Annotated in this window: 15 protein-coding genes; 10 read left to right on the forward strand and 5 right to left on the reverse strand. The window is 60.7% G+C overall.

Annotated features, from left to right (window positions below; all coding sequences use genetic code 11):
- Positions 1-62: 62 nt before the first annotated feature.
- The 4 genes from xylB to EYC79_RS14185 all read right to left on the reverse strand — a co-directional run bounded on the left by xylB (position 63) and on the right by EYC79_RS14185 (position 5,855).
- A complete protein-coding gene (gene xylB / locus EYC79_RS14165) occupies positions 63-1,517 on the reverse strand; it encodes a xylulokinase (RefSeq protein ID WP_130978402.1) in 1,455 nt (484 codons plus the stop codon).
- A gap of 81 nt (positions 1,518-1,598) precedes the next feature.
- Entirely contained in the window at positions 1,599-2,621 is a 1,023-nt protein-coding gene (locus tag EYC79_RS14170) for a LacI family DNA-binding transcriptional regulator (protein WP_130978403.1), read from the reverse strand.
- A gap of 390 nt (positions 2,622-3,011) precedes the next feature.
- Positions 3,012-4,595, reverse strand: a complete 1,584-nt coding sequence (locus EYC79_RS14180; protein ID WP_130978404.1) for a DHA2 family efflux MFS transporter permease subunit — start codon at positions 4,593-4,595, stop codon at positions 3,012-3,014.
- A 33-nt stretch (positions 4,596-4,628) separates the two neighbouring features.
- The gene (locus EYC79_RS14185; RefSeq protein ID WP_130978405.1) at positions 4,629-5,855 is read right to left on the reverse strand and encodes an HlyD family secretion protein; all 1,227 of its coding nucleotides are present in this window, start codon (positions 5,853-5,855) and stop codon (positions 4,629-4,631) included.
- A gap of 145 nt (positions 5,856-6,000) precedes the next feature.
- On the opposite strand from EYC79_RS14185, the gene EYC79_RS14190 reads away from it, so the two are divergent.
- From EYC79_RS14190 to lysS, 5 genes are all read left to right on the forward strand, one after another.
- Positions 6,001-6,672 carry a TetR/AcrR family transcriptional regulator gene (locus EYC79_RS14190; protein WP_062424974.1) on the forward strand — a complete coding sequence of 224 codons (672 nt, stop codon included), beginning with the start codon at positions 6,001-6,003 and terminating at the stop codon, positions 6,670-6,672.
- A gap of 158 nt (positions 6,673-6,830) precedes the next feature.
- The gene (locus tag EYC79_RS14195) at positions 6,831-7,583 is read left to right on the forward strand and encodes a TerC family protein (protein ID WP_062424975.1); all 753 of its coding nucleotides are present in this window, start codon (positions 6,831-6,833) and stop codon (positions 7,581-7,583) included.
- 266 nt (positions 7,584-7,849) lie between these two features.
- Positions 7,850-9,622, forward strand: a complete 1,773-nt coding sequence (locus EYC79_RS14200) for an SLC13 family permease (RefSeq protein ID WP_130978406.1) — start codon at positions 7,850-7,852, stop codon at positions 9,620-9,622.
- A gap of 216 nt (positions 9,623-9,838) precedes the next feature.
- Positions 9,839-11,296 (forward strand): glutamate--tRNA ligase, encoded by a 1,458-nt coding sequence (gene gltX, locus EYC79_RS14205; RefSeq protein ID WP_130978407.1) that lies wholly within the window; start codon positions 9,839-9,841, stop codon positions 11,294-11,296.
- A 263-nt stretch (positions 11,297-11,559) separates the two neighbouring features.
- Positions 11,560-13,062, forward strand: a complete 1,503-nt coding sequence (lysS, locus tag EYC79_RS14210; RefSeq protein WP_130978408.1) for a lysine--tRNA ligase — start codon at positions 11,560-11,562, stop codon at positions 13,060-13,062.
- A 240-nt stretch (positions 13,063-13,302) separates the two neighbouring features.
- On the opposite strand, the gene EYC79_RS14215 is transcribed toward lysS, so the two are convergent.
- The gene (locus tag EYC79_RS14215; RefSeq protein WP_335625472.1) at positions 13,303-14,439 is read right to left on the reverse strand and encodes a hypothetical protein; all 1,137 of its coding nucleotides are present in this window, start codon (positions 14,437-14,439) and stop codon (positions 13,303-13,305) included.
- Between the two features lie 535 nt (positions 14,440-14,974).
- On the opposite strand from EYC79_RS14215, the gene EYC79_RS14220 reads away from it, so the two are divergent.
- The 5 genes from EYC79_RS14220 to EYC79_RS14240 all read left to right on the forward strand — a co-directional run bounded on the left by EYC79_RS14220 (position 14,975) and on the right by EYC79_RS14240 (position 18,856).
- Positions 14,975-15,865, forward strand: a complete 891-nt coding sequence (locus EYC79_RS14220) for a metal ABC transporter substrate-binding protein (protein ID WP_130978409.1) — start codon at positions 14,975-14,977, stop codon at positions 15,863-15,865.
- A 2-nt stretch (positions 15,866-15,867) separates the two neighbouring features.
- Entirely contained in the window at positions 15,868-16,779 is a 912-nt protein-coding gene (locus EYC79_RS14225) for a manganese/iron ABC transporter ATP-binding protein (RefSeq protein WP_113266722.1), read from the forward strand.
- A complete protein-coding gene (locus tag EYC79_RS14230; protein WP_062439292.1) occupies positions 16,776-17,636 on the forward strand; it encodes a metal ABC transporter permease in 861 nt (286 codons plus the stop codon). Before EYC79_RS14225 ends, EYC79_RS14230 begins: the two co-directional genes overlap by 4 nt.
- The gene (locus EYC79_RS14235) at positions 17,633-18,481 is read left to right on the forward strand and encodes a metal ABC transporter permease (RefSeq protein WP_130978410.1); all 849 of its coding nucleotides are present in this window, start codon (positions 17,633-17,635) and stop codon (positions 18,479-18,481) included. Before EYC79_RS14230 ends, EYC79_RS14235 begins: the two co-directional genes overlap by 4 nt.
- A 201-nt stretch (positions 18,482-18,682) precedes the next feature.
- Positions 18,683-18,856 carry a DUF1328 domain-containing protein gene (locus EYC79_RS14240; RefSeq protein WP_082447294.1) on the forward strand — a complete coding sequence of 58 codons (174 nt, stop codon included), beginning with the start codon at positions 18,683-18,685 and terminating at the stop codon, positions 18,854-18,856.
- Positions 18,857-18,878 lie beyond the last annotated feature (22 nt).

Below are 18,878 nucleotides of genomic sequence, written 5' to 3' on the forward strand. Positions count from 1 at the left end.
TTCTCCCTTGATGGTGTGTGGTTAGCGGCGTTGGAGGGTGTGGTTCACCCCCCTTCCTACGCCTAGTGCGACAGCGGCTTGATCGCCGGATAAAGCGCGCGGTACCGCGCATAAGCCTCTTCATAAGCGCCTGACAGCGCTGCCACCGGCTCGATTGTTTCTTCCGTTTCCGGCTGGCTGCAGACGGCAACCGGATCGGCCCCGGTTGCGGCAACCAGGCCCAGACGGGCAGCGCCAAAGGCCGCGCCGAAATCGCCTTCGGCCGGGATTTCGACAGGCACGCCGAGCGAGGTGGCAATCGAGGCCAGCCAATAGCGCGAACGCGATCCACCGCCGATGGCGGTGACGCGCGAGATCGAGGTGCCAGCCGATTTCAGCGCTTCGAGATTGTCGCGGATCGCAAAGGTCACGCCTTCCAGCACGGCCTGCGTCAGCGCCTTGCGGTCGCTTTCATGCGAAAGGCCGATGAAGGAGCCGCGAATGGCCGCGTCATTGTGCGGCGTGCGTTCGCCGGAAAGATAAGGCGCGAAGGTGACGCCGGTTGGTGCTTGCAGGTCGTCGCCCAACTCGCTGGAAAGTTCGGACGCCGATTTGCCGGCAATGCCGGAATACCAGTTGAGCGCATCGGTGGCCGACAGGATCACGCCCATCTGGTGCCAGGTGTTGGGCAGCGCGTGGCAGAAGGCGTGAACCGCGCTCTCCGGCTTCGGCAGATAGGAGGCATTGGCAGCAAAGAGCACGCCCGAGGTGCCGAGAGACACAAAGGCGTGGCCTTCGGCAACCGTTCCCATGCCGCAGGCGGATGCGGCATTGTCGCCAGCGCCACCGGCGACGACCACCTTGCCGGAAATGCCCCAGGCAGACGCAAGCTCGGAGCGAAGCACGCCCGCCTCATCGGTGCCCTCCACCAGAGACGGCATATGCTTCTCGTCCAGATCGGTGGCCGCAAGCAGCTCGGACGACCACTTGCGCGCGCCCGTATCGAGCCAGGAGGTGCCGGCAGAGTCCGACATTTCCGAGATGTACTCGCCCGTCAGCCACAGGCGCAGATAATCCTTCGGCAGCAGCACCTTGGCGACCTTGGCAAAAATCTCCGGCTCGTTGTTCTTCACCCAGGCGAGCTTCGGCGCGGTGAAGCCTGGAAAGACGATATTGCCGGTGATCTGGCGAAAGCGCGGGTCCGCATCGAGCTTGGCAGCTTCGGCGTAAGAGCGCGTATCGTTCCACAGGATCGAGGGGCGAAGAACGTCACCACTCGCATCGATCAACGTCGCGCCATGCATCTGGCCGGAAAGGCCGATGCCCTTGACCGCCGAAAGCTCGGCGGGAAACTTCGCCTTCAGCCCGGCAATCGCCGTTTCGGTCGCCTTGATCCAGTGGGCCGGATCCTGCTCCGACCAGCCGTGATGCGGACGCGAAATGTCCAGCGCGCCATTGGCCGAACCGATGACCGCCTGATCGCCATCGATCAGCAGCGCCTTGACGCCGGATGTTCCAAGATCAAGACCAAGATACATGTCGTCCTCCAAGATGGGATGTGATGGGGCTGGCGCAGTTGAAGCCGGGCCGCGCCCGAAGCGGGTTCAAACGAAGAGTGCTCAAGGGAGATTGTCCCTCAGGAATATGTCGATACGGATACGCTCCTGCGCTTCGATGACGGTAAGCCCATCGGCGCGGGCTTTCAGCACGCGGATGGCGCTGCGCACCTCGTGGCCGGCATCCTGGTTCAGCACGGCATCCAGCACGCCGTCGCGAAGTGCCGCCGCCGTCGTGTCGTTCAGCTCATGGGCAATGACGCAGGGCCGGAAGCCATCATGGGCCTTCAGCGCCCGGATCAGACCGCGATTGCCGGCACCGAGACTATAGAGCCCGGCAAGCCTTGGATTGTCGCGCAGCGTGTCTGCGACCAGCGCTTCCACCCTCTCGGCATCGTCGCGCCCCTCCAGGACCGGACGGATGGAAAGATGCGGAAACTCCGCCTCGATCACACCTTCGAAGCCGGCCAGACGCTCGCGGTGATCCTTCACAAGCATCGAGCCCGCCAGAACCGCAATCTCGGCCGTCTCCCTTGGCAGGAAGCGCCCCATCAGGCTTGCCGCCGTGCGCCCTGCCGCGGCATTGTCGACACCGGCGAAATGGTCGCGCTTGGAGCCTGTCAGATCCGACACCAGCGTCACGACGGCAATGCCGCTGTCAGCCAGACGATCCGTCGCCTCGACCACATCCTCGGAATCGATCGCGACAAAGGCAACGCCCGACGGCTTTTCCAGCCGCGCCACATCCAGCGCCTGGGTGAGTGCCGCCGCATCGAAGGGCGGCACCTCGATGATGCGGATCGAGGTGCGCTCCACATAGGAGCGCGAGGCTGCACACCGCACCTCGTTGCGAAGCCCGGCCATGAAGGAATTGTCGTTGTTGGGAAGAATGAAGACCAGCGCATAGCTGCGACCCTTGGCGAGGTTGGCGGCTGCGATATCGCGCACATAGCCAAGCTCGGAAATCGCCGCCTCCACCTTGGCGCGGGTCAGCTGATGCACGCCCGGACGCAGGTTGATCACCCGGTCGACGGTGGCGAGACTGACCCCTGCCTTTGACGCAATATCGTGAACTGTCGGCTTCATGCTTCCTCCCGCGCACCGTCATAGAGGAGTTTCTGAGGTACGTAAATCAGAAAATGATGTACGTACCTCATGAATGGGTTGAGGATTGGTCGCTTGAGCGGTCGGCGTTCTTTGTTCTACTGCGTTTCGGTTGGTCGCAGTCAGCCAGCCATACACTCTGCGTCATCCTCGGGCTTGACCCGAGGATCCACAAGTCATTGAAACTGTTGGCAACCATGGATCCTCGGGTCAAGCCCGAGGATGACGGCAGAGTGTGGAGCGCTTGTCGTGACAGACCCGCGACAACATCTCAGGCGCGTCGCTGTCCCTAAAGAAAACGTCCCCAACCCAAACAAAAAAGGGGCCACCGTTTCCGGTGACCCCACATGCGCTGCGGTGGATAGGTAAAACTCAGTGCGCGGCATCGGGCGGCGGGGCCGCCTTCGGCTTTTTGATCAGCACCGTCAGGAAGATCAGCCCGGTGAACAGGAAGGTCAAAAGCAGGAACACATCGGCAAAGGCCAGGATCCACGCCTCCTGCGACACCACGCCGACGAGCTTCTTGATCGCCACCGACGCGCCATCGAGGCCGTAGGAGTCGTAATTGCCGCCGACATTGTTCAGCCAGTCGAGGGCTGCCGGATTGCCGTAATTCACATGCTCGGCAATGCGGACATAATGGTCGTCGGTACGTTGGCTGAGCACGGTGTTGATGATGGCAAGACCGACCGCACCGCCCAAGTTACGCGTGAGGTTGAAGAGACCGGATGCGTTCTTGATGCGGGCGGGCGGAAGCGTGCCGAGCGCGATGTTGTTGATCGGCACCATACACATCATGAGGCCGAAACCGCGCAGGATCTGCGGGATCAGAAGCTCGTTGAAATCCCAGTCCGCCGTCACATGCGTCATGATCCAGGTGCCCGCCGCAAAGCTGATGAAGCCGATCGCCATCATCACCCGCGGATCGAGCTTGGCAGAAAGCCGCCCTGCAATCGGCGCGGTGAAGAACATCGTCAGACCCGAAACGAACATCGTCTCGCCGATCATCAGCGCATCATAGCCGCGCACGCGCCCCAGATAGAGCGGGTAGAGATAGGTCAAGCCGTAAAGGCCGATACCCATGACGAAGGAAAACAGCGAGCCGATGGAGAAATTTCGGTCGGCAAAGGCGCGCAGATCCACCACCGGGAAATCCACCTTGAAGGCCCGCCAGAAGAACACCACCGCACCGATCGTCATGGCAATCGCCGCAATGACGATATTCTCATCGTTGAACCAGTCGTTATTGTTACCCTCTTCCAGCACATATTCCAGCGAACCGAGGAAGACGCCCATGGAGATCAGACCCCACCAGTCGAACTTCTTCCACAGCGAGGCCTCCGGCTTGTCGAAGTCGATGAACGTCCAGGTCACGATGGTGACGATGATGCCGGGGATGATGTTGACGAGGAACAGCCAGTGCCAGGAAAAGGCATTGGAGAGATAACCGCCAACCGTCGGCCCGATGGTGGGCGCAAGCGTTGCGACAAGGCCGATGATCGGCGACACGATCGGGCGCTTGGAAGGCGGGAAGATGGTAAAGGCCGCGGCAAAGACCGACGGGATCATGCCGCCGCCGATAAAGCCCTGAATGGCGCGATAGACGATCATCTGATCGATATTCGTCGCGGTCGCGCAAAGCGCACTGGAGAGCGTAAAGCCCGCCGCACAGGTGGCAAACAGCACGCGGGTGGAGAGGATGCGCGCCAGCGTCCCCGACAGCGGAATCATGATGACTTCCGCAATCAGGTAGGATGTCTGCACCCAGGCGATCTCATCCGAACCGGCACCGAGGCCAGCCTGGATTTCGGCAAGCGAGGCCGAAACGATCTGAATGTCGAGGATCGACATGAACATGCCGAAGACCATGGCGAAGAACGCGATCAGGCGTCTGCGGTCCATCGGCGGATCGACGGCGGCCGTGGTGCCGCCGCTCATGCTGGCTGTAGCCGCCATAATGCTTGTCCCTACCTTGATCCGGGCTGCCGGTTACTTGGACTGGTTCTGGGCTGCTTGGGTGTCGGCCGGCTTTGGTGCCGTGCGCGTGTCGACATCGACGACAACGCTCAGGCCCGCGCGCAGATGATGCTTGTCGATATCTTCCTTGGAAAGAACGACACGCACCGGCACGCGCTGGATCACCTTGGTAAAGTTGCCCGTGGCGTTTTCCGGCGGCAGCATGGAGAAGACCGAGCCGGAGGCCGGCGAGATCGACTGCACCGTGCCTTCGATGGCGTCATCATCAAACGCATCCACATGCACCTTCACCTTGGAGCCGGGCACGACGCGTGCCAGCTGCGTTTCCTTGAAGTTGGCATCGACATAAAGCTCATTCATCGGCACGAGCGATGCCAGGCGCTTACCCGCCGAGACGAGATCGCCCGTCTGGACCGAAAGATTGCCGATCACGCCATCATAGGGCGCGCGAAGAACGGTGAAGGAGAGATCGCGGGCTGCCTTGTCACGCGCCAGTTCCAGCTGCTTGATCGAGCCTTCGGCCTCTTTGCGCTGCGCCTTCAGGAGCTCGATATTGGCCTCGGCCGCAACCACATTCGCCTGACCGGCAGCAAGATTGGCCTTGGCCTGCTCAAGCGAAATGCGGGCATTGTCGGCGGATGCGGCGGTGCCGACATCCTTGGACTGCAGCTCGGTGGCACGCTTGTTGTTGATCTCGGCACCCTGCAGGGCTGCGTCGAGCGCGCCCTTCTGGGCAGACGCCTGGGCAAGAGCCGCCTCGCCGCCTGCGATCTGCGCGTCGATACGGTTCAGCGACAGCTGCTGCGTGGCAAGCTGCGCCTCGGCCTGTTCCAGTGCCAGGCGATAGTCGCCGTCATCCAGCGTCACCAGCGGATCGCCGGCCTTCACCTGCTGGTTGGCGACGACATCCACCTTCGCCACATAGCCGGACACCTTGGGAGAAATGACCGCGATATCGCCATGCACATAGGCGTCGTCCGTCGAAACCATGAAGCGGCCGGTCGTCCAGTAGTCGTAGCCATACCAGGCGGCACCGGCCAGAAGCGCAACACCGAAGATCGGCAGAAGGAAGGACTTGCCCTTCTTCCTCTGCACCGGCGGCTGCACGGGCGCTGCGGCCTTGGGGGCCTCTGCCGGACGGTTTTCTTCAGTGCGGGCTTCAGCCTGAGCTGCGGTCTGGACTTCTGCTTCTTCCGACGTATTGATCGCCCGGACAGCGCCACTCTTTTGAGACGACATGGTAGACACCTGGTTATACGAAATTAATTGAACTGAACCGTTCGGTTCGATTGACATAATCGCTTTTACACCACATATCAAGTGGCATCGAACCACCCGGTTCGATATGTTGAACCGGGGGTTAACCGCAATCGGACGAAAGACGATGACAGAGAAGGTAATCGAGGATGCAAGTTCGACCACCGCTTCAGGTGGGCGCTTTGCTGCGGGTGAAGACCCGTCCAAGCGTGAACAGATCCTCGATGGCGCGTGGCGCATGTTCAAGCAAAAGGGCTTCGACGCTGCCAGCATGAACGATATTACCCGGGAAGCTGGCGTGTCCAAGGGTACGATCTACGTTTACTTCGCCAATAAGGAAGAGTTGTTCGCCGCTTTGATCGACCGCCATCGCAGCGAATTTGCTGACTCCATGCGCGACATTCTGGCCGGGACCGAAGAGGTGCGCGATGGCCTGAGGCAGTTTGGCACGGCCTTTGCGAACCGTCTGGTATGCACTGACATGATCCCTGCCATGCGCTCACTGCTTGGCGTCATCGACCGTATGCCCAAGCTTTCGCGACGGTTCTTCAGTTCCGCGCCCAACAATATCAGGATCGTTCTGGAAGAGTTCATCCGCCATCATATTGAAAACGGCAGCCTCCAGGTTGACGATGTGGAACTGGCCGCGCGCCAATTCATCGAACTTTCCACCGGCACGTTCTTCAAATATCGCCTGTTTGGCGAATTGGAAGGCCCCGTTCCCGACGAAGAGTTGGAGCGCGTGATCTCCAGCGCCATCCGCGTCTTCATGGCCGCTTACGGAACAAAAGCCGCCTGAAGCCATTCATCCTTCCGAGTTAGTCTGAAGCGCCGCCGGGAACCTCTCCTGACGGCGCTTTTGACATGCTTGCATCGCAACTTATTCGTTATAGATTGCCCATTATCTGCGTTATCACCGTCGAATAATAACCTTCAGTTGAAAGGAAGTCCGGCCCGATGGAGTCCATCGTCCCTCTCTTGTCAGATCCCACCGCATGGGTGGCGCTCGTCACCCTCATCGTCATGGAGGTGGTGCTGGGTATCGACAACCTGATCTTCATCTCGATCCTGACCAACAAGCTGCCGGAAAACCAGCGGGAAAAGGCACGGCGCATCGGCATCGGGCTGGCGCTCGTCATGCGTCTTGGACTGCTCGGCACCGTCGCCTGGATCGTGCAGCTCACAGAGCCGGTCTTCGAAGTCTTCGGCCAGCCCTTCTCCTGGAAGGACATCATTCTCATCGTCGGCGGTCTCTTCCTCGTCTGGAAGGCCACCAAGGAAATCCACCACAACGTGGACCCGATCGATCACAAGGAAGACATGGTCGGCGGCAAGGTTGCCATCACCAGCTTCTCGTCGGCTATCGTCCAGATCCTGCTTCTCGACCTGGTCTTCTCGGTGGACAGCATCATCACCGCAGTCGGCATGACCCCGCACGTGCCGATCATGGTCGTCGCCGTCGTCTTTGCCGTCACCGTCATGCTGCTCGCCGCAACCCCGCTTGCCAACTTCATCGAGCGCAACCCGACGGTCGTCATGCTGGCACTCGCCTTCCTGCTGATGATCGGCACGACGCTGATTGCCGAAGGCATGGGCTTCCATGTGCCGAAGGGCTACGTCTATGCCGCCATGGCGTTTTCGGCGCTGGTGGAAGTGCTCAACATCGTCTCACGCAATTCCAAGCGCAAGAAGAGCAGCACCCTGCATTGATGCTGTAAAGACATCCCTGGAGCCCGCACCCGCTGCGGGCTCCAGTATAAATTCAAGGCTGAACACGGCACTTGCGCCTCAAGGCTGAGAGACAAGCAACCTCAAAGACTTGTCCAAGGGCACGCCCGGATACAGCATGCGCGGCACGCCCGCAAAACCTGAAAAACCGGCAGGAACAAGTGGCACAGCGCCCGCGTTCTTGATGCACCCTTCCCGGGTCATCCCCGCATTGTCCAATGGCAATGCCCTCCTGAAAGTACCCCCGCATGACCACTGAGCAGATCCTCGCCTTCGCCGTGATTGCTGGGATGATGATCGCTTTCATGTGGGACAGGTTCCGCTACGACGTGGTGGCGTGCAGCGCGCTTCTGGTGGCTGTTGCCGTCGGTGTCGTTCCCTTCGACAAGGCCTTTTCCGGCTTCTCCGACGATATCGTCATCATCGTTGGCAGCGCGTTGATCGTCAGTTCCGCCGTGGCGCGCTCTGGCATCGTCGATTTCATCATCAAGCGCTATTTGCCGGAAATGCGCTCGAAGGGCCTGCAACTGGCTTTCCTGATGGTGACCGTCGCCGTCATGTCGGCCTTCATCAAGAATATCGGTGCGCTCGCCATCATGATGCCGGTCGCCTTCCAGTTTGCCCGCAAGTCCGGAAGTCCGGTCTCTTTCTACCTGATGCCGATGGCCTTTTCCGCCCTCCTCGGCGGCTTGATGACGCAGATCGGCACCTCGCCCAACATCGTCGTATCGCGCCTTCGCGAGGAGATGACCGGGCAGAGCTTCAGCATGTTCGATTTCACACCCGTCGGCCTTGCGCTGACGGTCGTCGGCATTCTTTTCCTCACCGTCGGCTATCGGCTTCTGCCGGTGCGGGCAAAGCAGCAGGCCTCTGTGGAAGATATTCTCGACCAGGCAAGCTACACCGCCGAAGCCACACTTTCGCCCGACAGCGTGCTCGTCGACAAGCCGCTGCGCGAACTCCTGCGCCTTGGCGATGGGGATGTGATTGCCAGAACCATTCTGCGTGGCCCCCGTCGCATCTCGCCCTTTCCCGATGTGACGTTGAAGGCTGGCGACACCGTCATGCTGGAAGGCAGCCCGGAAGGTCTCGACCGGATGGTGTCGCAGGCAAACCTCATACTCTCGGGCAAGCCGCTCACCGACAAGGGCGAAAAGGTCGTCGATCTGATCTCTATGGAAGCCGTCATCAGCAACGATTCCCACCTGAACGGCATGTCGGCACGCGAACTGGCGCTCTCCTATACGCGCGGCGTCAATCTGATTGCCGTGTCACGGCGCGGTCAGCGGGTCAGCGAACGCCTGAGCGATCTGACGCTGAAGGCGGGAGACGTGTTGTTGTTGCAGGGCAGCCGCAAGAATGTGCCGCTGATGCTGCAGGAGTTTTCGCTGCTGCCGCTTGCCCAGCGGGAAATCCTGCTTGGCGTCAAGCGCCGCGCCTTCATGCCGCTGATCGTGCTTGCCGCCGCCATGATTGCCGCCGGCAGCGGCCTGGTACCGGTTTCGGTCGCCTTCTTCGCCGCTGCCTTCCTGATGATCGTGGTCGGCGCCATTCCGCTGACGGAAGTCTACAAGTCGGTGGACGGCCCGATCCTGGTCATGCTCGCCGCCCTCATTCCCGTCAGCGACAGCCTGAGAACCACAGGCGCCAGCGAATTGATTGCCCACTGGCTTGGCAGCGTCGCCCATGGTCTTCCGCCCTTTGCCGCGCTTGGCATGATCCTGCTCACCGCAATGGCGGTGACGCCCTTCCTGAACAATGCCGCCACCGTTCTGGTCATGGCGCCGATTGCAGCAGGTTTTGCCACCACGCTCGGCTTTCGGCCCGAAGCCTTTCTGATGGCCGTCGCGATCGGTGCCGGTTGCGACTTCCTTACCCCCATCGGCCACCAGTGCAACACGCTGGTCATGGGACCGGGCGGCTATCGCTTCAGTGATTATCCGCGCCTTGGCCTTCCGCTTTCCTTCATCATCGTCATCGTCAGCATTCCCATGCTGCTGTACGTCTGGCCGGTGTCCTAAGGGTGCCTGCTCCGGCACCACCGGCAAGACAGCGCAACAGTCTTTTCTTGACGCCTGCGGCGGAATGTGGCCTAAGCCATGCCCAATGGGATGGTGTGAAATGGCGCTTGATCCAACGCCTGTTTTTGCCAATCCTGCCGCATCCAACGTCAATTTCGCTGACAACAGGCTGATTTCAGCCTTGCGTCGCTGCAACGTCACGACGAGTGAATTTCAATGACCACTTCCGGCGTCCGCGTCCGTATTGCCCCTTCCCCCACCGGCGAGCCGCATGTCGGCACGGCCTATATCGCGCTCTTCAACTATCTCTTCGCCAAGAAACACGGCGGCGAGTTCATTCTGCGCATCGAAGATACCGATGCCACGCGCTCGACGCGCGAATATGAAGAGAAGGTTCTGGAAGCGCTGAAATGGACCGGCCTGACCTGGTCGGAAGGCCCGGATGTCGGCGGCCCTTATGGCCCCTACCGCCAGTCCGAACGCAAGGACATGTACTGGCCTTACGCGCAAGACCTGCTCGACAAGGGCCACGCCTTCCGCTGCTTCTGCACCCCGCAGCGCCTGGAAGAAATGCGCGAAGCACAGCGCGCGGCCGGCAAGCCGCCGGGCTATGACGGTCTTTGCCTTCACCTGAAGGCGGAAGAAGTCACCGCCAAGATGGAAGCGGGCGAGCCTTCCGTCGTGCGCATGAAGATCCCGACCGAAGGTTCCTGCGATTTCCATGACGGCGTCTATGGCGATGTCTCGATCCCGTGGGAATCGGTCGACATGCAGGTGCTGATCAAGGCCGACGGCATGCCGACCTATCACATGGCAAACGTCATCGACGACCATCTGATGAAGATCACCCATGTGGCGCGCGGCGAAGAGTGGCTGGCATCGGTGCCCAAGCACATTCTGCTCTATCGCTATTTCGGCTGGCAGGAGCCGGTGTTCATGCATCTGTCCCTGATGCGCAACGCCGACAAGTCGAAGCTTTCCAAGCGCAAGAACCCGACCTCGATCTCCTACTATTCCGCGCTCGGCTATCTGCCGGAAGCGCTGATGAACTTTCTCGGCCTGTTCTTCATCCAGATTGCTGAAGGCGAAGAGCTGCTGTCGATGGACGAGCTTGCGGCGAAATTCGATCCGGACGCGCTCTCCAAGGCCGGCGCGATCTTCGACATCCAGAAGCTCGACTGGCTGAACGGTCGCTGGCTGCGCGAAAAGCTCACGCCGGAAGAGTTCATTGCCCGCACGCTGGAATGGGCGATGTTGAACCAGCGCCTGACCGAAGGCCTGAAGCTCTCCCAGAGCCGTGTGTCCAAGCTCGGCGAATTGCCGAACCTGGCGGGCTTCCTTCTCTCCGGCGATGTAGGTCTCACACCGGCCTCCTTTGCCGGGCTGAAGAGCAAGCCGGAAGAGGTCCTCGAGATCCTGACGACCGTTGCCACCGATCTGGAAAAAATGCCGGACTGGAACGTCGAAGCCATCGAGGCGGAACTGCGCGATGTGGCCGAACGCACGGGCAAGAAGCTGCGCGTCGTCACCCCGCCGCTTTTCGTCGCCATGTCCGGCTCCTCGCGCTCGCTGCCGCTCTTCGATTCCATGGCGCTGCTCGGCCGCTCCGTCGTGCGCCAGCGCCTGAAGGCTGCGATCGCCGTCGTCACGACGATGGTTGGCGCTGCGGGCTAAGGTCGATAAGGTCGCGCCGGGTCTGAGGGGCTCAGGGTAGGCGGCAACGCCACCCCACCCTCCGTCATCCTCGGGCTTGACCCGAGGATCCACGCCAAAGCCTCGAAGGCCACGGGTGGACAAGCGCTACGCCATAGATCCTTGGGTCAAGCCCGAGGATGACGCCGAGAGGGGTTAAGCCTTTCAGCGCTACCGATACGGAAGAACGCGGCCTTAGCCGCCACAGACACAAGAACAACTCGCCCGAAAAAGGCTTCAAGACCATGACCGACACCAAGACGACCGAAACGACTGCCCTGTCCTCCGACGCCACCGAAGTGCGCCGCCAGAAGCTGGCGCTTTTGCGCGACAAGATCGGCGACGTCTATCCGGCGCATTTCCACCGCACGCTGACCAATGCCGAGCTTGCGGAAAAATATGCCGATATCGAGCCGGATGTCGAAACGGGCGATACGGTCACGGTTGCCGGTCGCGTCTACTCCTCGCGCAATTCCGGCATGTTCATGGATATCCATGATGCGTCCGGCAAGGTGCAGATCTTCTCGCACAAGGACACGACGCCGGAAGCCGCCCGCGAGATGCTGCCGATGATCGACATCGGCGACATCATCGGCGTTACCGGCAAGGTGCGCCGCACCAAGCGCGGCGAACTGACGATCAATGCCGAAGAGATCACCATGCTCACCAAGTCGCTTCTGCCGATGCCGGAGAAGTGGAACGGTATTTCCGACGTCGAAATCCGCTATCGCAAACGCCATCTGGACATCCTCTCCAACGAGGAATCCAAGCTGCGCTTCCAGCAGCGCTCCAAGATCATTTCCGGCATCCGCCGCTTCATGGAGGCCGAAGGCTTCCTCGAAGTCGAGACCCCGATGCTGCAGACGGTCTATGGCGGCGCCACCGCCGATCCGTTCAAGACCTTCCACAACACGCTGAAGATGGACATGTATCTGCGCATCGCGCCGGAACTGTTCCTGAAGCGCACGCTGGTGTCCGGCCTTTCCGACAAGGTCTTCGAGGTCAACCGCAACTTCCGCAATGAGGGCGTGTCGACACGGCACAATCCCGAATTCACCATGCTGGAATGCTACTGGGCCTATGCCGACTATGAGGACATTATGAGCCTCGTGGAGCGCATGTTCGAGACGCTGGCCATTGCCATCCACGGCACCACCGAGCTTGATTTCCAGGGCCAGAAAATTTCCTTCAAGGGTCCGTTCAAGCGCGTGCCGATGCCAGATGCCGTCAAGGAAGCAACCGGCATCGACTTCCTGGCAATCGAGACCGACGAGGAAGCCCGCGCTGCCGCCAAGGCCGCCGGCTTCGAAGTCGAAAAGGACTGGACCTGGGGCGAATGCCTTGCCTTCATCTTCGAAGAAAAGGTCGAAGGCACGCTGATCCAGCCAAGCCACGTGACGCATTTCCCCAAGGACATCTCGCCCTTCGCCAAGGAGGTGCCGGGCGAACCGCGTCTGGTTGAGCGCTTCGAGAGCTACTGCAACGCCTGGGAAGTGGGCAACGCCTTCTCCGAGTTGAACGACCCCGAAGAACAGCGCCGCCGCATGGTGGAACAGCTGGAACAGGCCCATGCCCGCGGCGAAAAGGACAAGCAGCTGGACGACGAATTCCTCGACGCCATCGACCAGGGCATGCCCCCCGCCGGCGGCCTCGGCATCGGCGTCGACCGCCTGGTCATGCTGCTCACCAACGCCCCGTCGATCCGCGACGTCATCCTCTTCCCAGCCCGCCGCCAGAAGGCAGACTGAGGTTTAAGAACTGCGAAGGACCGTCGCGACGAGCGGCGGTCCGAGATAAGCGGCTTATTGGTTCGGCCTTATCATCCTGCCTCACCTGTCCTTGATCCGAGGATCAGCACAGGACTGTGGAAGGGTTCGTGCCTTCGATGGCAATTTTCGATCTCGCTGCTCGCGTTCCTGCAGAACTGGCAACATACTCACATGCACGAGGGGGTCATTAAGCCCCTCATCTCGCGCCAGGCAATCCAATCAATGCTCGGGCTTCGGAGCCTCTGCGGTCTTATCGCCACCAGCAGCAGCATCATGTCCCGCCGCCTCGGCCGCAGGCGCATCGTGTCCACCAGCCGCCGCGCCGGACGCTGCACTGCCCTGTGCGGCAGGCTCTTCCGCTACGGCGGGGGCGCTGTGACCCTCCGCCTCATTCCCACCGTCTGAAGCCGGGGCGCTGCCATGGTCGCCAGCCGCTGCCGGCTCGCCATGGCCTTCCGCCGCTGGCTGCTCGGCCGCGACCGCCGTCGTCTCACCCTTACCGAACAGCAGCGACTTGATGTAGCCGAAGCTGAACATGCTTTCGCTCTTGTCCGGTGTCGAAGTCAAAAGTGGCTCAGCAGAACCGTGACCACTGCCATCGGCATTGGCAGGCGCATCGTGGCCGCCTTCGGCAGGCTTCTCGCCACCACCATGTCCATCGCCTTCGGCGCCGTGGCCATCCGATCCCTTGCTTTCGCCGTGCCCGCCCGAGGCCTCAGCACCGTGACCGGCAGGCGCGCCGTGGCCACCCGCCGGAGCGCCATGTCCGTCGCCGGCAGTGGCCGCGACCGGATCGACGCAATCGGCAAATTCGGTGAGCGACGCGGTCATCGCCTTGGCGTCTTCGACGGGCAGATCGATGCGCAATCCGTAAAACTGGCCGTCATCGGCGGCCGCGCCATCATAGTAATAGGCGGAATAACTCTGAGAAGCAGCGCCTTCCGGCAGCTTGCTGGGATCGGCGATGTAGATTGCCTGCGCCGCGATCGATCGGCCGCGCATGTCGGCGCGCATCTGCGGTCCCTTGGCATCCAGCACCGAGACTTGGACGAGATCGGGATGGTCCTTGTCGTAGATGGCCTTGGCCACGCGCAGCGCCGTCTTCATGCGCTCGGGGCCATCGCCACCTTCCGTGCGGACGAATTTGCGGATCCAGACCGAGCCGTTCTTCTTGATCTTGACTGTCTGCGCCGTCTTGCATTCCAGGCCGTTCTGCACGACCTCCGAATTACCGAACAGCTGATCCCTGCCGACGACAATGGCAGCAACGCCGGAGGCACCACCCAGAAGGAGGATGCCACCGCCAATCAATACCACTTTGCGGGAAAACCGTATTCTTTTGAACACTGCTTTCACGTCAAACGTCCCGACATAGACAACCTCGTCTAACGCCTTCGTCTCCCGTCGCGCCTCGTTGCGCCACCGGAGTGGAAAAAGGCCGGATGGTGATAGACCACATCCGTGCAGCCATTGATCTTGATGGCTTCTCATTGAAGAAGACTTAATTAGGCAGGAAAAAGGTTCGTTTCCGGACGTTTTTTGAGCTGGATCGCCGAGGCTCATCAGCCCGCTCTTGCCCAGGCTGCCAAGGCGAAACACGCCGTAAGATCACTGACACTTTTTGCGAACAAGACACGCAACGGGCGAGCCCGCACGTATCGGCTGACGGCGTGGTCTCTCCTATCCAGAGAGAGACCACGCCGCATAGGCTCGCCGCCGGCAGCAGCCCGCGCCCAATCAGGCCACAGCACACCGTTGCAAGAAAGAATTTGGAACAATATCCAGTTGCAGCCGTTCTTAATGCGAATGATTTGCAATAGCATTGACAATCTTTCCGCTGTCTCCCACATTGCTATTGCGAATTAATCGCAAAAGAGGTTTTATCGTTCTCATGAAGTTGACCCGCTCGACGTTTCTCGCTCTCTGCGCCGCAGCCTTCCTGCCCTTTTCCGCTTTTGCTGCGGAAAAGCCAAAGGTGATCACCACCTTCACCATCATTGCCGATATGGCCCGCAACGTTGCGGGCGACGCCGCTGATGTCGAGAGCATCACCAAGCCCGGGGCCGAGATCCATAACTACCAGCCGACCCCGCGCGATATTCTCAAAGCCCGCGATGCCAACCTCGTCTTGTGGAACGGGCTGAACCTTGAACTGTGGTTTCAGAAGTTTCTCGCCAATCTCTCCGGCGTTCCGAATGTCGTCGTCAGTGATGGTGTGACGCCGATTTCGATCAGCGGCGGCGCCTATAGCGGCAAGCCCAACCCGCATGCCTGGATGTCCCCGGACAACGCGCTGATCTATGTCGAGAACATTCGCAAGGCGCTGACGCAAATCGATCCCGACCACGCCGATGTTTATGCCGCCAATGCCAAGGCCTATTCGGACAAGATCCGACAGGAAATCCAGCCGATGCGCGATGCCATCGCAGCACTGCCGGAAAACAAGCGCTGGCTGGTGACGAGCGAAGGGGCCTTCTCCTATCTGGCGCGTGATTTCGGCCTGAAGGAACTGTTCCTCTGGCCGGTCAATGCCGATAGCCAGGGCACACCGCAGCAGGTGCGCGGCGTCATCGACGCGATGCGCGCCAACAATGTCCACGTCATCTTCAGCGAAAGCACCGTGTCGCCCGATCCGGCAAAGCAGGTGGCGAAGGAAACGGGCGCGGCCTATGGCGGCATTCTCTATGTGGATTCTCTGAGTGAGGCGAACGGCCCCGTGCCGACCTATCTCGATCTTCTGCGCACCACAACAGCCACGATCGTGAAGGGTCTCAGCCAATGATGATGGGGAAAACGAGAAGCGCTGCGAAGCCAAAGCCTGGTCAGGATGGGCTCACCGTCGATGATGTGACGGTCACCTATCGCAACGGCCACACGGCATTGCGCCGCGCAAGCTTCTCGATACCCCGGGGCACCATCACTGCCCTTGTCGGCGTCAATGGGGCGGGCAAATCCACCATCTTCAAGGCCATCATGGGCTTCGTGCCGCTGTCGGCCGGCACCGTCTCCATCTTCGGCGAGCCGGCCTCCACCGCGCTGAAAAAGAACCTCGTCGCCTATGTGCCGCAGGCCGAAGAGGTGGATTGGAGCTTTCCCGTTCTCGTCGAGGATGTGGTGATGATGGGCCGTTACGGCCACATGAACTTCTTTCGCATTCCCACCAAACGTGACCACCTGATGGTGGAAGAGGCGCTCGCGCGCGTCAACATGCTGGATTACCGCAAGCGCCAGATCGGCGAGCTTTCCGGCGGGCAGAAGAAACGCGTCTTTCTCGCCCGCGCACTGGCGCAGGAAGGCAAGGTCATTCTGCTCGACGAGCCGTTTACCGGCGTCGACGTGACGACCGAAGAGCAGATCATTGCGCTGTTAAAATCCCTGCGCGACGAAGGCCGCATCATGCTGGTCTCCACCCACAATCTCGGCAGCGTGCCGGATTTCTGCGATCGCGCCGTCTTTGTCAAGGGCACGGTGCTTGCCTCGGGCAAGACGAAAGACACCTTCACCGAAGCCAATCTTCAGGCCGCCTTTGGCGGAAGCCTCCGCCACTTCATCCTGGGCGGCGCCGATCTACATGACGATGCCGACCCGCGGCGTCTGAAAGTAATCACCGATGACGAGCGCCCCTTCGTCATCTACGGCCAGAACGGCCATGAGACGCGGGACGATCCGGCGACGGTGGGAGACGCGGAGCGATGATCTCCACCCTGCTCGAGCCCTTCACCTACTCCTACATGCTGAATGCCATCTGGGTCAGCGCACTGGTCGGCGGCGTCTGCGGCTTTCTCTCCGCCTATCTGATGCTGAAGGGCTGGTCGCTGATCGGCGATGCCCTCTCCCACGCCATCGTGCCGGGCGTCGCGGGCGCTTATATGCTGGGTCTTCCCTTCGCACTCGGCGCGTTCTTCTCCGGCGGGCTTGCGGCGGCATCGATGCTGTTTCTCAACCAGAAGACAAGGCTGAAGGAAGACGCCATCATCGGCCTGATCTTCACCTCCTTCTTCGGCCTCGGCCTTTTCATGGTGTCGCTCTCGCCCACCTCCATCAACATTCAGACCATCGTTCTCGGCAACATCCTCGCCATCACCCCCGAAGACACGATCCAGCTGGCGCTGATCGGCGGCATCAGTCTGCTGGTCCTGTCGCTGAAATGGCGTGACTTCATGGTCGTCTTCTTCGATGAGAACCACGCCCGCACCATCGGCCTCAAACCGGATGTGCTGAAGATCATCTTCTTCACCCTGCTCGCCGCCTCCACTGTCGCAGCTCTGCAGACCGTCGGCGCCTTTCTCGTCGTCGCCATGGTGGTGACGCCCGGCGCCACCGCCTATCTCCTGACCGACCGTTTCGAGCGGCTGATCGGCATGAGCTTCGGCATCGGCGCCGCAACGAGCTTCCTCGGCGCGTACCTGAGCTATTTCCTCGATGGCGCGACCGGCGGTATCATCGTCGTGCTACAGACGCTGATCTTCCTGACCGCTTTCCTGTTTGCGCCCAAACACGGCTATCTTGCCTCGCGCGCCAAGGCCCGCGCCGCCCTTGAGGAGCCCGCATGAGCGAATATCTCGAACTGGCGCTTCTGCCCTTCCAGCTTCCCTTCATGCAATATGCCTTCATCATCACGCTGATGATCGCCGTGCCGATGGCCATGCTCTCCTGTCTGCTGGTGTTGAAAGGCTGGTCGCTGATGGGCGATGCGGTCTCCCATGCCGTGCTGCCCGGAGTCGTCATCGCCTATATCGTCAACATCCCCTTCTCCATCGGCGCCTTCATCGCCGGCATGATCTGCGCGCTCGGCACCGGCTTTCTGAAGGAAAACAGCCGCATCAAGGAAGACACGGTGCTTGGCATTGTCTTTTCCGGCATGTTCGGCCTAGGGCTGGTGCTCTATGTCAAGGTGCAGAGCGACGTGCATCTCGACCATATTCTCTTCGGCGACATGCTCGGCGTTTCGGTGGCCGATGTCATCCAGACCGGCCTGATCGCGCTTGCCGCCACGCTCTTCCTCGCCATACTGCGCAAGGATCTGCTGGTGCATACCTTCGATCCGCAACACGCCAAGGCCATCGGCCTGCCGGTCCGCATCCTGCATTACGGCCTGCTTGCCGTCCTGTCGCTCACCGTCGTCGGCGCACTCCAGGCAATCGGCATCATTCTCTCGGTCGCCATGCTGGTGGCGCCCGGCGCCATTGCGTTTCTCGTCACTCGGCGTTTCTCCGAGATGCTGATTGCCGCCGTCTGCGTAGCGCTCTTTTCTACCACCCTTGGCATCTGGCTGAGCTTCCTGATCGACAGCGCACCGGCCCCCACGATCGTCCTGATCATGAGCGGGATTTTCATCCTGGCCTTCCTCCGCACGACGATAAAAGCCAGGAAAACCTCCGCCACCGCGACCGCGTGACCCATCGCAAGAGCCGGGTGTCGAAAAAGATTTTCGGTACCCTGGAACCTCTTCCCTCACTTTTGCGTCATTAGTGCATGCCCGCGCGCGTGAAGATTATTGTGCGGCAAGGGCTTGGCTGAACAAAGACTGAGAGACAAACGAGTGGGTCCCGGACCTTAGGCGTTTGCCCGTTTCAAATCTGACGCAAGAGGACCGACCATGCTGAAGTGGGCTCTAATATTTTTCGTGATCTCGATCATCGCCGGCGTTTTCGGCTTCACAGGCATTTCGGCGGCGGCCTCCGGCATCGCCCGGATCCTGTTCTTCATCGCCGTGGTCGTCTTCCTCATCTTCCTGGTGCTGGCAGTGATGGCCGGTCAGGCGATCCTCTAAGGATTACACAGGCTTGGAATAC

It is taken from the genome of Agrobacterium cavarae (assembly GCF_004310285.1).
GTDB classification, from domain to species: Bacteria; Pseudomonadota; Alphaproteobacteria; order Rhizobiales; family Rhizobiaceae; genus Agrobacterium; species Agrobacterium cavarae.